11 protein-coding genes are annotated in these 16,772 nt (G+C 33.3%); 8 read left to right on the top strand and 3 right to left on the bottom strand.

Going from position 1 to position 16,772, the window contains the following annotated elements; genetic code table 11:
* Nucleotides 1–15 precede the first annotated feature (15 nt).
* From AB1J10_RS00505 to AB1J10_RS00485, 5 genes are all read left to right on the top strand, one after another.
* Nucleotides 16–273 carry an HTH domain-containing protein gene (locus AB1J10_RS00505; protein WP_369002912.1) on the top strand — a complete coding sequence of 86 codons (258 nt, stop codon included), beginning with the start codon at nt 16–18 and terminating at the stop codon, nt 271–273.
* Between the two features lie 185 nt (nt 274–458).
* Entirely contained in the window at nt 459–794 is a 336-nt protein-coding gene (locus AB1J10_RS00500) for a YSIRK-type signal peptide-containing protein (RefSeq protein ID WP_369002911.1), read from the top strand.
* Between the two features lie 107 nt (nt 795–901).
* Nucleotides 902–2,695 carry an E domain-containing protein gene (locus AB1J10_RS00495; RefSeq protein ID WP_369002910.1) on the top strand — a complete coding sequence of 598 codons (1,794 nt, stop codon included), beginning with the start codon at nt 902–904 and terminating at the stop codon, nt 2,693–2,695.
* A 296-nt stretch (nt 2,696–2,991) separates the two neighbouring features.
* The gene (gene tnpA, locus AB1J10_RS00490) at nt 2,992–3,468 is read left to right on the top strand and encodes an IS200/IS605 family transposase (protein ID WP_369002909.1); all 477 of its coding nucleotides are present in this window, start codon (nt 2,992–2,994) and stop codon (nt 3,466–3,468) included.
* A gap of 477 nt (nt 3,469–3,945) precedes the next feature.
* Nucleotides 3,946–5,940 (top strand): hypothetical protein, encoded by a 1,995-nt coding sequence (locus AB1J10_RS00485; RefSeq protein WP_369002908.1) that lies wholly within the window; start codon nt 3,946–3,948, stop codon nt 5,938–5,940.
* Between the two features lie 162 nt (nt 5,941–6,102).
* On the opposite strand, the gene AB1J10_RS00480 is transcribed toward AB1J10_RS00485, so the two are convergent.
* Nucleotides 6,103–8,298, bottom strand: a complete 2,196-nt coding sequence (locus AB1J10_RS00480; RefSeq protein ID WP_369002907.1) for an amidase domain-containing protein — start codon at nt 8,296–8,298, stop codon at nt 6,103–6,105.
* Nucleotides 8,299–8,514: 216 nt separating this feature from the next.
* Here AB1J10_RS00480 and AB1J10_RS00475 point away from each other — a divergent pair, with 216 nt between their 5' ends.
* Nucleotides 8,515–11,364, top strand: coding sequence for a YhgE/Pip domain-containing protein (locus tag AB1J10_RS00475; RefSeq protein WP_369002906.1), 2,850 nt, complete (start codon nt 8,515–8,517; stop codon nt 11,362–11,364).
* Nucleotides 11,365–11,853: 489 nt separating this feature from the next.
* Here AB1J10_RS00475 and AB1J10_RS00470 read toward each other — a convergent pair whose 3' ends face one another.
* Nucleotides 11,854–12,600 carry a trypsin-like peptidase domain-containing protein gene (locus AB1J10_RS00470; protein ID WP_369002905.1) on the bottom strand — a complete coding sequence of 249 codons (747 nt, stop codon included), beginning with the start codon at nt 12,598–12,600 and terminating at the stop codon, nt 11,854–11,856.
* A gap of 184 nt (nt 12,601–12,784) precedes the next feature.
* The gene (locus AB1J10_RS00465) at nt 12,785–13,447 is read right to left on the bottom strand and encodes a hypothetical protein (protein WP_369002904.1); all 663 of its coding nucleotides are present in this window, start codon (nt 13,445–13,447) and stop codon (nt 12,785–12,787) included.
* A 310-nt stretch (nt 13,448–13,757) separates the two neighbouring features.
* On the opposite strand from AB1J10_RS00465, the gene AB1J10_RS00460 reads away from it, so the two are divergent.
* Together AB1J10_RS00460 and AB1J10_RS00455 are read left to right on the top strand one after the other, a co-directional pair.
* Nucleotides 13,758–15,287 carry a poly-gamma-glutamate hydrolase family protein gene (locus AB1J10_RS00460; RefSeq protein WP_439959279.1) on the top strand — a complete coding sequence of 510 codons (1,530 nt, stop codon included), beginning with the start codon at nt 13,758–13,760 and terminating at the stop codon, nt 15,285–15,287.
* A gap of 403 nt (nt 15,288–15,690) precedes the next feature.
* Nucleotides 15,691–16,758: an acyltransferase family protein gene (locus AB1J10_RS00455; RefSeq protein WP_369002902.1), complete on the top strand. Its 1,068-nt coding sequence runs from the start codon at nt 15,691–15,693 to the stop codon at nt 16,756–16,758.
* Nucleotides 16,759–16,772: the final 14 nt, after the last annotated feature.

Below are 16,772 nucleotides of genomic sequence, written 5' to 3'. Positions count from 1 at the left end.
AAGAAGGTGACTTAGTTGAATCGTTTACATAGGCTTTTGAGTATATATACACGTTTTTTAAAGCGAAAAGAATTGGATAAATTGGAACTTTCTACTGAGTTTAAAGTCAGTGAAAGGACAATTATAAGGGACATACAAGAGATTAGAAATTATTTTTATGATAATGATGAGTGGGTTGAAAAAGAGAAATTATTTTCAATTACAATAATTATAAGTACTCAATTAAGGATTACAAAAGTGATTTTTCAGAATTGGATTTTCATCAATTTATAAAGAGTGAGAAAGATAACTAAGAAGAAAAGAACAGTTTAATTTAGCGTAATTGATTAAATGCAAAAAATAAAAGGTATTAACTTAACTTATGTGATAGTGAAAATAATTTATCAACGTATATATAAGTCTTTCTTCTTGGTGTACAAAATAAAAGGAGGGAATTTTAGGAAATGAATGGTAAAAAAATGGATTTTTTATCTAACAAATTAAATAAGTATTCTATCCGTAAATTCACTGTTGGTACAGCTTCGATACTAGTTGGAGCGACTTTGCTTTTTGGATTGAGTAATGAGACAGAAGCACAAGAAAAGAGTACAAACTCTACAGATATTGAAGCAGTACATAATGATAACCAAGTTTCAAAAGAAGAAGCTCCAGAGGAAGCAACAGCTGAAGAAAAGGCGTCAGGAAGTGAAGTAGCTTCAAAAGAAGAAGCTCCAGAGGAAGCAACAGCTGAGGACAAAAAACAAAAACTGAAGATACACAAAATTCTGATGAAATTACAGATAACAGAAAATTAATTAGTAGCGAGTTATCTAATTTAGTTAAAAATGAATTAAAAGATACAGAAAAAGAAGAAATTATAAATAAATTAGAAAAAACCACTCCTAGTTTATCAGAGGAGGAAGTGAAGAAAGTTGTTTTGGCTGAAATTTTGAAAGATTATAGTGATAAACAAAATAGTCAACCAAAAGCAACTTTCCGTTCGGCTGCTAGAACTACATCTTCTGGATCAGAAAACAAATTATTGAAAGAATCAGAAAATGTAACTAGAGCAGCAAATGATAATATGGTTACAGTTAAAGGAACAAATAATTTTAAAGACTATGGAGATGTGACTCACCGAGTATATCCGGAAGAATTCCCCGAAGATGGCGTTCTTACAGCGATAAATCCTGTAAATAAACCAAATACTGGAACAAGTGGTGTATTAGAATATAACAAAAAAATAGATTTTAACAAAGATTTTACAATAAAAGTACCGGTAGCAAATATGAATCAAGGAAATACAACAGGCTCAGATGGTTGGGGCTTTATTTTTACAAAAGGAACTGGGCAAGACTATTTGGATAAAGGCGGTATTTTAAGAGACAAAGGTCTAGCAAATGCATCTGGTTTCAAAATTGATACATCATATAATAATGTTGGTGGCACTGCAGATGCAATGGATGCAGATAAGAAAAATAATCTCAGTCAAATCGGTGGTGCTGCTAAAATTGGCTACGGTACATTTGTTACTAATGGGGCTGATGGAGTTAGTAAACAGGTTGGTTCAAATGCTTTAGGATCAAAAGACAAACCGATAAATAAAATACAATACGCAGACAATACAACTAATCACAATGATGGTAAGTTCCACGGACAGAGACTTAATAATGTAACATTGAGTTATAATGCTAGTACTGGAATTATAACTGCATCATACGCTGGGAAGAAATGGGAAGCTACAGCTGCACAGCTAGGAATCGATAAATCTCAGAAATATAATTTCTTAATCACTTCAAGCCAAATGTCTAAGAGGTATGCTGGCGCTATTATGAGAACAAATTTAGACGGTATAACAATTACTACACCTAAAGCTGATTTGATTAATGATAAAGAAGTCACAACAGAAGCAATCCCTCATGAAATTAGACGTGAATTTGATCCAACCTTAAAACCTGGAACAGCTGATGTTATAGTACAAAAAGGTCAAGATGGAGAGAAAACAATAACAACACCTACGAAAGTGGATCCAGATACAGGAGAGGTTGTAGAACGTGGAAAGTCTAGTACTAAAATCACTAAAAACCCAGTAGATGAAATTGTGCATTTTGCAGGAGAAGAAGTACCGCAAGGTCACAAAGATGAGTTCGATCCAAACTTACCAGTCGATGGAACAGAAGAAGTGCCAGGTAAACCAGGCGTGAAAAATCCAGAGACAGGTGAAGTAGTTACACCACCAGTCGATGATGTAACAAAACATGGACCAAAAGCTAGAGAACCAGAAGTTTCAAAAGAAGAGATACCATTTGAAACAAAACGTGAATTCAATCCAGACTTAGCCCCAGGTACAGAACGTGTTAAACAAGAAGGAAAACCAGGAGAGAAAACAACAACAACACCAATTACAGTTAACCCAATCACAGGCGAAAAAGTTGGAGAAGGTGACCCAACTGAAGAAGTGACAACAGAGCCAGTGGATAAAATTGTAGAATTTGGTGGAGAGATTGACGATTCAGACGCCGATGCAACTACAACTAATGATAGCAATGGTAATAATCATTCCGACGATTATAATAATAATCAAAAAGATGTTGAAAAATTACCTAATACAGGCTCAGATGCAAGTAATAATACTACATTATTCGGTACTTTATTTGCTGGATTAGGTTCATTATTATTGTTTAGACGTCGTAAAAATCAAAAAGATCAAAAATAAAAGTATTTAAAAAGAGGGGGCTAAGTGCTCCCTCTTAATATTTCTTTGGGAAGGTAAAATTATGGAAAAGGTAGTAGAATCACTAATTTAAAAATCAATATTTCTAGTTAAAGTGTTACTAATACTTTGTTGCGGATTAAGCAATCATGGGTTGCTTATTTTTTTTGGATAAAAAAACCATACGCTATGCGTATGGTGCAGTATGGTTATACCGTTGTATTAAAAATTGCATCTCTACGTGCTAAAATAATATTTGGTCAGCCAACCAAAATAAACAACACGAGGAGATGCAACTTATGTCATCAGACACAAATAGTTTAGCACATACAAAATGGAATTGTAAGTATCACATTGTCTTCGTTCCTAAATATAGAAGACAAATTATATACGGAAAAATAAAGAAAGATATTGGAATAATATTGCGACAGCTGTGTGAAAGAAAAGGCGTAGAAATTATTGAAGCTGAAGCATGTAAAGATCACATTCATATGTTAGTTAGTATTCCACCTAAATTAAGCGTTTCGCAATTTGTAGGATATTTAAAAGGAAAGAGTAGTTTGTTGATTTTTGATAGACATGCACATTTAAAATATAGATATGGTAACAGAAAATTTTGGTGTAAAGGTTTTTACGTTGATACAGTTGGAAAAAATAAAAAAGTTATAGAAAATTATATTCGTAATCAATTACAAGAGGATATCGTTGCGGAGCAATTAACACTTGTTGGATATATAGATCCTTTTACTGGCGAAGAAACTAAGAAGAAAAAATAAAACAACCCTTTTAAGGGTTGCTGGAAAAGTAGTACATATGGCTGATCTTCTCAGAGCCCTTATCAGGGCTGGTCAGTAACAAAGGCTTATAGCCGAAGAACAAACCACCCGTTATACGGGTGGTTTTGATTTGATTTGCTTAGTTGGATTAGACATATCAATTTTTCTCAATTAAAGAAGAATTAGAACGCAAACAATTTACTGGTGAAGAAGTTGATTTGAATCAAAGAGTATCGTGAATTTTGTTGTATATCATCAAGCAAAAACATTATCATCTTCGGAAGCAGCAATGATTAAAAAATGTTCTAAACAATGGGAATAATTCAATTTTACTTAGTACGAATTAATTACATCATTAAACGTGATAGCCTTCCATTTGATATTGAATTAATAAAATGTAGTTATTTGAGATTGTTCTTTGAATAAAGTGATATAACCGATATAATGGATGTGAATAACTAGGAAAAGGTGAATTTAATGAAACAGATAAAAACTCATCATTTAAGTCATAAAAAAAGTTTGAATCATCAATTTAAATTGTCTGGTATCGCACTGATTATGACTACGACTTTAATAGGATATGGTATAAATCCAACATCATCTGCAATGGCGAAAGAAAGTACTGATGTGAAAGCTGATACGTATTTGACTAGCGAACAAGCGTTAGAAAAGCAAATTCAACAAGCTAAAGAAAAAATAAAGAAATTGAAAAATATAAAGCGTAGTGAAAAGCGTGATGCGATTCAAAAAATGGAGAAGGCTAAAAGCATTGAAGAGGCCAAAGTAATATTGGAAAAAGCTGAGAATGATGACAATCGCCTCAGTGAACAACAAAGCGTATCTGCTAACATCCAAACAGAAGATAGCAATATTACTGAAGATAATCATGAATCGGACGATGACAAAAAAGATATTTCAGATAATCAAAAACATGTAACTGATCATCAAGAAAAAACTGTTCCTAGTGAGAAAACAGACTCAAGTAACTTACCTGAGCAAGAAAATAATCAAACGCAAAACGCTCATGATCGCATAACTAGTGAAAATTCACAACAGAACTTAGATCAATTGCTTGATAAAATTGATGCATTATCAAATGAAGTTGATGGGGGTAAACTAAAAAACGATAATGAAGCGTTAAGAGATACTGGAGACAATCAAGAACAACAAAATGAGGTTGCGAAAAGCACTAACAGTACAGGTGAAAAAAATCAGGCAGAAAAATACACACTTGAAAAAACGTCTCGTTCAGATCATGATGCTCCCCAACCATTAGAAAAATTTGAAAAAGATATTGATAAAGTAACGACAAAACAAGCTAAAAACAATGACAACTTAGATGACTATGTAGCAACTAAAGAAGCAAAGTTACAAACATTAACATCAATGCTTTCAGAGCGTGATTCAATATCTAAAGAGAATAAAAGTAAAATGGCAAAAGAAATTAAGCAAGTTGAACAAAATTTAAATGAACAACATGATATTGTGCTGGATCAATTGAAATCTGTAGACAATAAAGACCGAGCAGTTAAAGATATCATTAATCGTACTTTTGATGACAGACATGCTCAATCTATCTTAGAACGTATAGACACAGATGGTAAAACAGATCAACAAATTGCCAATCAGGTAATCAGTCAATTAGACGGTTTGTCTACAACTTCAAGTGACGATATTTTACAAGCGATGTTTGATAAGACAGGCGATAAGCAAGCGTTGGTTAAAACGATATTGTCAACGCATTTGAACGATGTGGATGCATCTCGTATTGCTGAAAAAATTATGCGAGACAATCCTGATAACGAACAAATTGTAGCGTTACTCAAACAAAATTTTGGGGACAATATAACAAGTGATGATATTTTAGAAACGCTATTAGCTCAATCTGAAGATAAACGTCAAGCCTTGGAAACGATATTGGCTAGCAAACTAAATGATGCGAAGGCACAAGCACTTGCTAATGTTATTGCTAAAAAAGAAGATGCTAAGCATAATATTGTTGATTTAATGGAATCAGGTCTTGATCAACAGTTGAATGACTTATTAAAAGTTGATAAAGATATAAGTAACTTTAGAGATGATATCCATGGTATCTTTGAACCTTTAAAAAATACACCAAGCATTGCTGATACATTGGATAAAAGATCATTAAATAAAGGTGACAAGATATCGACATTATTGGATGCAGAGACACAACGACTTCAAAAACCAAGTCTGTTGAGTGGCTTATTCAGTGGTGATGGTTTATTAGATGGTGTGCGAGACATACTGAACCCATCACCTGGACGTGCTTTATCTATAGGTGAATCAGACGGCTTCTTGAGTGGTTTGTTCGATGATGAAGGTAATTTCTCGTTACCTGATGCTGGTACAGTAATGAAAAAATCAACGATTCCAGTAGGTATCGTGTTGTTAATCGTTGGTGGCGGACTGATATGGTTTGCTAAACGTAAACAGTCGAAAAAATCATAGTTTATCAATTTAAACAGGTGCTTAGGCTACTTGTTATCATATAAAAAATGCACCATTCAAAGTTAGTCACATAAGTGAGACTTTTGAAATGGTGCACTTTTATTTTGCAGAAAATGAGAATTTTAAAATAGTGATTGAATTCTATCATGTGTCTATATAAAGTTAGTTTTGTTTACCTGTAATATAACTTAAATCAGTAGCGACATCTGCATCAATGGTTCTGTGAGAAACGATGCCAAGTCCCTTAACATTTGATTCTGAAATAACGATAGAACCGTCATCGTTCACTTTTTCTACAAAAGCTACATGACCGTATATTGAATCTGCACCATGCTGACCTGCCTCAAATACAACGGCAGTATGTGTCTTAGGTGTTGAAGAAACCGTATAACCTTTTCTTTCTGCGCGATTGTTCCAATTTCTGGCGTCACCTAGATCTCCACCGACATATTGATCGAATTGTGACATACGGTGATAGACATACCACGTACACTGGCCATGTGGGTAAGGCGAGTGATTTGTGGTTTCTGAAAATGGCTTGAAATCGCTATTATCGTCATCGTTCTTCAATTTATAATCGTCTAAATCTGGCATTTGTTTACGGTCAAATTGTGTTAAGTCGTAGTGCTCAATAATGCTGTTAAGTTTGTCAGCGTATTGAGAATCAGTTGCATATGTGGTAGCCAGATGTGCAGTTGCTGACCGATAGTTATGTGCTTCGCGCTTCCACGTTGGTTTATAAATATTTGGATTGCCATCAATACCTTGTTTGATTAATTTAGCATAATCCTCTAATGATTCTTTTTCACTCGGATAACTACGGAAATCAGCTGAGATTTGGAACATGTTGTTTCCATTGTCTTCAAGTGTATTGAAAGTAGTGGATTTTCCTTGGTAAGTTCCCTTGATACCGAATAAGTTATAATGAGGTGCTTGGGCAAGTGCACTCATGCCAGAATCTGATTCTAATATGGCTTGTGCAATCATCACGGATGCGTATATGTCTTCATCTTGGCCTATGTCATGTGCATCTTGTGCGATTGTTTTAATGAAGTCACGTGTGTTTTTATTTTCAGTTATTGTCAGTTGATTTGTAGTGTTATTATCGCCCGACAAGTTTGGTAATTGTTGAAAAATAGCAGTAGCGCGTATGTTAGACTGCTTGGTGTCATTTTCAAAGGATTGAGCCGGTTTTTCTTTTTTGGCTAATTGTGATTGAGAAGGTAACTGCGGATTAGCATGGTTACTTGATGGTTGTTCATCTGAGTCACTTTTCTTATTTTCAGAATCCTTATTTGATGAATGTGCTTTTTGAGATTCATATTGCTTTTGGTTATTTTTAGCGTCTTCACTATACTCGTCTAAAATTGATTCTAATACTCTATCTTCCGACGATGAACCGGATTGATTGTCTGTTGTGCTGTCATTGTCACGAGTGTCTGCGTCATCATCCTGCTCACCTGTATCATTATTACTTGTCGTTGTTTCATCATCTTGTTTATTCTGACTATGCCCATCCTGCGTTGTGTTTTCACGAGATTGATTTTGGTGTGAATCTGAATTGGATTCGTTATCATCTTGTTGCGCATCATGCTCATCTGTATATTGATTTGACTCATATTGACTGTTTTTTGATTCACGCGCTGTGTCATTAGCATCGTTGTCATAATCTGTACGACTTTGTTCTTGTACAAATTCCTCACTATCTTCATTTGAATCATCATTTATCTCATTATCATCAATGAAAGCTGTCGCATTTGAATCTTCTGAATCAGTGTGGTCTGTTAATGAATTATTTTGTTTGTTATTGTCTTCGTTTGAATCATCGTTTTGTTTTAATGTGGAAGGGGGTTGTGTTGCTTCATTATTAGAAAGTAATTGATCTAGTAATTTAGATAAACTGTTATTGTCTTGGTTTTGTTTCAAAGGTGTTGGTTTAAACATATCAAATATGTTTGAACGATCATCGTCTGTTGAGGTATCCCATGTATTTTTAGTTACATTTGTCGACGTTTTGTCAGAAGTCTTAGAATTATCGTTTTCTTGGCTGTTGTTCTGCTCACTTGTTTTAGTGGGGCCATCATTTTTACGATTTTGTTGATTTTCCCGTTCACTACTATGCTTATTATCGCTAGATTTCTCTTTTACATCATCAGATTTCTCGTTATTAGTTTTATGATTTTGGGAGGATGATAGCGATGAATCAGATTTTTCTTTGTCTTTGTCTTTCTGTGTCTCAGTTGACTGAGTAGTCATTGTATCTTCTTTTGAGGTTTCGGCTTTGGCATCATTGATAGGAAATGATGGCATAAGTAAAGAAGTTGAAAGTAAGCAAACTAATAATTTTTGTTGCCTCATGAAAATACCTCTTTCCTAAAATATATTATTTACTATATACAAAGTATTGTTTATCTTGGTAAACTGTTAATAGTCTTGCTTTTAGTTGATGTCTATCAACTATGAAAGGTTAAACGTTATTAATGAATTCAGTATATCAATTTATATGCAATAAACAAATAGTAATTTGAATTTTATATAAGAAGAAATCACAGATCTAGTTTTTGAGGTGTATAAATGAAAAACGTAATAAAATTATTTTTTATGGATTTAAAAAAGATTGCTAAAGCGCCTAGTGTATTAGTGATTTTAGGTGGTTTAGCCTTGCTTCCTTCGTTTTATGCTTGGTTTAACTTGGATGCGACATGGGATCCATATGGTAATACTAAAAATATTAAAATCGCAGTTGTGAATGAAGATAATGGGGATAAAGTCAAAGGTAAAAAAATTAATGTTGGTGATCAAATTACCGATAATCTTAAAAAAGATGATAACTTTGATTGGCAGTTTGTAAGTAGAAAAAAAGCAGATCATGATTTGAAAATGGGAGAATATTATGCAGCTATTTATATACCAGATAAATTTACACACCAAATTACTGGTACGTTGCGAAAAGACCCACAACAAGCAAACGTTGAATATAAAGTGAACCAAAAACTTAATGCAATTGCGCCTAAAATGACTGATGCTGGTACAAGTGCTATCGTTCAAAAAGCGAATGAACAGTTTAATGAAACAGTGACACAAGCACTTTTAGATGAAGCGAATCGTCTAGGTGTAAAACTTGAAGAAGAGATTCCAACCATCAATAAAATTGAAGATGCTGTATCCGAAGCGAATAAAGCTATGCCAAAAATTAACGATTTTGCAGATACACTTATTTATTTAGATGAAAACCAAGATCAAATTGACAATTATGCGGATCGATTTAGAGGATTAGGTGACTATAAAGGTGAAGTTATCGATGCAGCAGATAAGTTAAATCAAGTTAATGCTGCAATACCTGCATTGAACGAGCGTGCTAAACTAATACTGGCATTAAATGACTACATGCCAAATATTGAAAATGCACTTAATGTTGCTTCTAACGATGTGCCAGAAGCCTTTCCTAAAATCAATCGAGGTGTTGATATTGCAAGCACTGGGGTAGACGCTGGCTTACAAGGATTGAACGATGCGCAAGGTTACTTGCCTGCGATTCAACAACGCGTAGAAAGTTACCAAGAAGTCGTTGATCGCGCACAAGATGCAAATCAAAATGTTAATCAACGCCTAGAAGATAATATACAAACTGAGCAGCAAAGTGCTAAGCGTTCAGGTCGATATTTAAATATTCAAACATCGCAAATAAGTAATAATCAAAGCGATGATGATGACAATGAACAACATGATTCTACAGTAAGTAGTAAAGATGTTAATGCTATGCAATATTCATTATCAGAGTCATTGTTATCACTTTCTAATTATGCTGACAAACAAGCCGAAAGTAGTCAGGAAGATATCAAAGCGTTGGAAAATGTCACATATGGTATTTTATCTACAGACAAACCTAAAGATTTTCAAAAAACACTGGATCATATTAAATCCAGACTGGAAATGACTAGTAAATTTAATCAGCAATTTATCGATATATTAACAGAACTAGAAGAGAGAGAAAATGTCGATTTATCGAATGAAATCAAAGAATTAGAATCGACAAATAATAAAATAAATGACTTAATTAAGCAGCAGAATCAACTTAGTGATGCACTGTCAAACGGAAGTTCTGGTAAGGCAGAAGCAGTAGCATTACTTAAAGACCTACCTCGCGTAAATCGTAGCTTGGATGATTTAAGAAATTATATTAAAACAGAACTAAATCAGAATTTGTTCGACATATCAAACGAAGTAATGTCTGTATTAAATGAAGGTGATGCTAGACTTTCAACGCTTCAATCGAAATTAAATACGATAGAACAGGTTATAAACTCTGGACAAAGTATTTTGACAACAGGCAAAGATAGAATCGAAACGATTCAAAGTGCGTTGCCAACCATTGAGCAAAGATATATGGATGCAATGGCTACTGCACAAAATTATTATCCACAATTTAAACAAGGCGTTGCGAACGCAGCATCCTTTATTGAAAATGATTTACCAGGGTTAGAGCAACAATTGTCTGATACGACAGCAACAGTAAATAGCACGATACCGACCTTATTCAATCGTTACGATCGTTTAGTTGATATTTTGGATACCAATCAACCACGTGCCAAAGAAGGATTGCATAATTTAGCGAATTTCGCACGTAACCAATTACCAAATGTTGAAAAAGATCTTGCTAAAGCGAACAAACTATTTGATGAGATTGAAAAAGATGATGCGGTAGACAAAATGGTAGATTTATTGAAGAATGATTTGAAAAAACAAGCGAATGTGATTGCGAACCCAATAGATATTGATCAAAAGGATGTATTTCCTGTGAAAGACTATGGTTCAGCAAGCACGCCATTCTATACAGCCTTAGCCATTTGGGTAGGTGCGTTATTGATGGTGAGCTTATTAACGACAGATAATAAACACAAATCATTAGCACCACACCTATCAACAAGAGAAATATATTTAGGTAAAAGTGGATTATTCTACTTATTAGGTATCGTTCAAGCGCTTATTGTATCTATTGGTGATATCGTAATACTGAAAGCACAAGTAGAATCAATTGGTTGGTTTATTGGTATCGCAGTATTCGCATCAATCGTATTTGTTACCATTGTTTATACTTTGGTATCACTGTTAGGAAATCCAGGGAAAGCCATTGCCATCATCTTTCTTGTGCTACAAATTGCAGGTGGTGGGGGAACATTTCCTATCCAAGTTACACCAGAGTTTTTCCAAACGATTCATCCCTACTTACCATTCTCTTATGCAATCGATGCATTAAGAGAAGCGGTTGGTGGACCTGTTCCTGAAATTCTAACTCAAAAATTAGTAGTACTTTCATTATTTGGTATAGGATTCTTATTAATTGGTGTAATATTCAAACCAATTACAGATCCACTGATGAGAAAAGTAACTGAAAAAGCTGAAGAAAGCGATGTAATGGAGTAAAGTTGCTAACAAGTTAAACGTCAAAATGATGTTTATCAGTTTGAATGATGATAGTGAAAAACAGTTTCGGTCTAAAACAAAAACTTAAAAATATAATGAGCGATGATTTCACTTCAAATAAGGGAGTAGGACAGAAATCTAATTTTATATAAAAGATTTTGTTATCTCCTCTTGCTTGGGTAATTAGAATTGAGAAAAGTATAAAATCATTACCTAGAACTGTAGTTCATGCATAAGTCCCACTAACTCAATCAATTGAGAAGTGGGACTTTTATTTTTTGAATCAGTTTAGATTTTGAATGTGTATGCATAGTTGTTTAGAAAATGGATATAATTCGTAGATGCTTTTCTATAATATAATCCTGTTGTGAGCTGTTAAAAATGATTGAAGGTATGCATTTTAATATAAAAAAGACACTTTAAGGGTTTCGAATTATTGCAACAATAAAAAACATCCACGATAACAATCGAAGATGCTTATTAAATAGCTTAGATAATATTTTGAATAACTTCTTTGCGTAATTTACTTCTTAATTCTGCCATCGTATTTAAGTGATATTTTTTATAATCACCTGAATCAATTCTAAAAGCGTGTATACCTAAAACTTCATTTTTACTATTTAAAATGGCACCTCCTGAAGAACCAGGTTCAGCCATTATTTGATAATAGCCCATTGGATTGATGTTGCGAGCCATAAGGGAATATTTTCCCTTAGAATGATACATCGTACCCATAGGATCATTCTTGAATTTGCCAGTTGGTAATCCATAATGGTACATATGAATAGGCGTATTAGCCTTGATATTAGTAATCGATTTTTCTGGAGCAATTTTACGTATTTTCATATACTTTGAAATATCTTCTTTTGTATATAATAATGCGACATCACCAAATTGCATCATTTTTACACCAATCACATTGAGAGAACGTGTGTAGGTTGAACCTTCTTGTAGCAGGTTCACTCTAAGATTTTGTAATGAAGATGGTGACATTGGTTTATGTGCTTCTGGATTATTGACGACGTGATTAGCTGTTAATATTGTATGTTTACCAATTGCAGTTCCAGTGCCATATGTCAGAGCTTTTTTAATAGGATTCCAATTAAATACGGTTGCAATATTGGCTGATTTTGCAGTCGTATGTTCTAAAGTAACTCCTTTATTGCCGGATTTTTTCATGATTTTTAATGCATCATTGATGCCGGATGCTTCAGTCGTTTGACCAAAATCCCGCACATTATCGCTGCCTGGTATCTTTGATGACCAAGTTTTAGGTGCTTGATTATAGTAGTTGCTGTTTTTTGAAGTTTTCTTACTTGTTTTTGGAATAACCTTTACACTTTTAGATGCTTTTGCTTGCTTAGCTAATGGTTTTGTTTTTTTGTTGTTGAAGATAAGGTTTGTGTTTTTATATTTTTATTTATTTTAGTCGTATTCGTTTGTTTTTTGTTGTTTTAGTTGAACTTGATAGTAACTGTGGTTTTATAGATTTTGATGTACGCTTAGAAGAAGTATGTTGAGCTACTCGAACTTTGGTTTTTGATGACCCACTTTGTTTTTGTTTAGTAGATGCATTTGTTTTTTGATTTTTGTTAGTGGGCATAATAGCTTTATTTTTATTTTGAATTATTGGTTGTTTTGCTAGTTTTTTCTTTGGGGTTATTGGTGAGTGCGATTGTACTTTTATAGTTTTTGATAATGGTTGCACATTTTTACCTGAAATTACATTCGGAGTACCTTGTGAAACACCATTTTTAACTGATTTTTTTACACTTATATCATTATTATTGTATTGTAATTTAGTGCCTTGTTTAGGAAACTGAACTTCATTTTGTTGTGCTTCTAAATTTTTGTTATTTACTATTTTAGTATTTTTTACTTTATTAATTGTATTGACCTTTTTTGTCTCATTTGTTGCTATTGGAGATTTTTTAGTTACTTTATGGTTAACTGTATAATCTATATCAGTAATTTTTTCAGCAGCTTCCACTTTATCAACATGAAATATTATCCCCAAGCAAACTATCAGAGCTGTAGTAATGATAGCAGCAATATATTTTATTGCCCAATATGGTTTATGCACTTAATCTGTCCCCCTGTTTTCTATTGTGTAAAAAGTAAAAGTGTGATTATTTCTTCAATATTATATACTTTTTCTTTTGTGTATGGCAATACATTTTTGCTAATGAGAACAATATATTAAAATAGTCGTTGGCTCGGTAAAATGTTTTGATATATACTTGTAATTAAGTAACTTTTTACTTTATTGCTATATGATTTTACTAAATTTATAAGTTCTTAAGCTTCGATTAAACATTAATTTAATTATTGTATTTGAAAAAATATTGTGTATTATTGAAATTATAGAAAACATTAAGGGGAAAAGAATGAAAATGAAAACGAATATACGTACTTTTTTTAGTAAGAAGTTAGTGTTAGGGATTGTAACGACTGCTATTGGGATTAGCACGATTGCTTTAGTGAGTGAAAATGCACATGCAAGTACTTCAACAGTAAAATCACAAAAGGTAACGAAAACAACAAAACCTGTGCCTGCGACAACTAAACCATCTACAACGGTGAAAACAGTAAAACCTGTAATGGTAAAAACATCGACGACTAAAGCTACTACAAATGTAACGACTAAAAAACCACAAGCAACAGTAAAACTCACAGCTCAAAAAGCACCAGTGACGAAGAAGTCAGTACCTGTAAAAAAACCAGTCAGCAAAGCTATTTCAACAACGACGATTAAAGCGCCTGTTGCGTCCAAACCAGCGACGCCAACAATGAAGAAGCCAAGCACAGTGACAAAGGTATCGACACCAACAACGATAAAGAAATCCAACAAAACAACAAAGGCACAGACTTCAACGACGGTGAAAAAATCCAACACAACAACAAAAGCACCTACCTCAACAATGGTGAAGAAACCAAGCTCAACAATAAAGACCTCGGCAATATCAACAAAAACATCGACAAAGACACAAACAACTCCAGTAAAGACATCGAGTAAATCAACGATGACCCAGACACCAATTAAGACTCCAAATACATCGATGTCGCCGTCTACAAAACCAAACACATCATCGACAGTGCCTACAACATCTGCACCAGTGCAACCGAGTACAATAATCAAAGCACCAGTCAAAACAAATGAAGAACTCCAAAACATAGCAACTCCGAAACTCGAAAATACGAACACGCAAGGTATGACATTGCAGTCTCAAGAAGCAGTAAAACCAACTACAGAAACAGGGACAAATACACAAAATACAACGCGTAAACAGGATTACTATAAATCTATGACAGAATTATATAATGATACAAAAGAAGGTATAGACTGGAAGAAAGATACGCGAGATGTTGGGAAATCAGTGTTAATCGTGGCACCACATGGTGGAAATATTGAACAAGGGACTTCAGAATTAACAAAATTAGTGGCGAACAATGGTGATTTTGATTATTTTTCATTTGAAGCGATACGTCCATCGAATAATACACAATTACATGTCACATCTACAAATTATGATGATGCAACTTTGCATGACATGATCCAAGACCGAACAGCTACAATTTCAATTCATGGTGCTCAAGGGGAAGAACAGCTCGTATACTTAGGTGGTTATCAATCACCCCTTAGAGATGCTATTCAAAGTCAACTTGAACATAAAGGGTTTGTAGTGAAGATACCGCCAGAATACCTTGGTGGACTGAGTAATGCTAATTTTATAAATAAAGTAGAAGAAAGCACAGGTGTTCAATTAGAATTAACGACTGCTTTAAGAAAAGCATTTTTCAAAGATGGAGATGCTAGCACAGCGTCACGTAAAAAAATAGAAAATTGGACTACCACAATGTATGACTTTGCCGAAGCACTCAATGATGCAATCAAGCAAGTCTATCCAGAAAATCAAGGATAATATATTGAATATATTGATAAAGTAGCACGTTTTAATTTTTTAATTTTTTAATTTTAATAAGTATATTTCTTTTAATAAGGTAAGGACCTCAATGCGTATGTGTATACGTATTGGGGGTTTTTTATTTTAGTAAGGTTCATTGACGGGTAGTCTAAGGGAAGCCTAAATCTTTCGATATTCTGCAGAATAACAATAATTGTAATCAAATATATATTTATAAAATTACATAAGGATATAGTATGTAGCGTTAATTAGTAAATCTCTGAATATATATTTTAAAAATAATGAAATGTTTGAATTCAAAAAAACATTGTAATATAATTCACGTTATTTCACGTTAAATAACGCATTTAAGTTTGCGAAAATTTACATATACATAGATAATCTAAAGAGGAGCGCAATTATGAAAGTATATACATCAATTATTTTTTGGATGAGAGCAATTGCTTGTCTAAGTATTGTGATGATTCATACAATTACTACAACATTTTATAAATTTGAAATGCCTAATGATGGCTATTTATTAAGAACTTTTCAATTACTATTATTGTACGCAACACCAATGTTTGTTTTTATTTCTGAGTTTTTATTAGCCAAACAGTATAAGACCCAGGTGAAAGAAGGTTTTGTGAAACAGAAAGTGCTGACATTAGGAATTCCATATATCATCATTAACTTAGGTTTAGCGTATGTCTACGGGCAGCCTAGTAATTTAATGGAATACTTAAATTCTGTTCAATTTATGATGTTTCATGGTGGCACGCTGACGTATTTCATTATTATTATCTTCCAATTTTATGCTTTACATATGCTATTCGCGAAACACTTAGTAAAACTTAACCCATTAAAATTAATCGTATATTCGTTAATTGTTACGACTTTATTTTGGGCTATGAGAACGTTTGTCGATGCACCTGAAGTTTGGTATTTAAATTGGTTATGGCAACGAGAAGGCTGGATGATTTTCATAGGTTGGCTTAGTTATTTCTTGCTAGGTTTTTATATGGGTTATTATTACGAAGCATTGATGTCTAATATACAAAAATATACGAAATACATTGTGTTAGGAACTATCATTGTGATAGTTATAACGTTGATTAATTATTTATCGGGCTGGCTAACACTAGTGGATTCTAAGCGTATTGACACACCAATTTATGTAACTATGATGATCTTAATCTTCTTTTTAATATCATCTTACGTTAAATATGTGCCGAAATTTTTCATCTTAATTAGCAATTATTCTTTTTCAATATACTTAATTCACTACTTTATTGTTCATAGGTTAGGGACATTGCATGATCATCCTATATTCAATATACTATTCACATTTACGCTGACAATTACGTTCTCAATATGTATTGCTTATGTGTTTAACCAGTTCAAACTAGGTAAATATGTAGTGGGTGGCATCGGGAATGTTAAGTATGACAAGTTTTATCAAAGTTATAAAAATAACCTAGTAGATTAAAAAGGGGAGAATTG

Source organism: Staphylococcus cohnii species complex 1663 (genome assembly GCF_041008415.1).
GTDB classification, from domain to species: Bacteria; Bacillota; Bacilli; order Staphylococcales; family Staphylococcaceae; genus Staphylococcus; species Staphylococcus ureilyticus.
The sequence above is the reverse complement of the archived record's forward strand: the minus strand, read 5'-3'. Positions and strand labels throughout refer to the sequence as shown.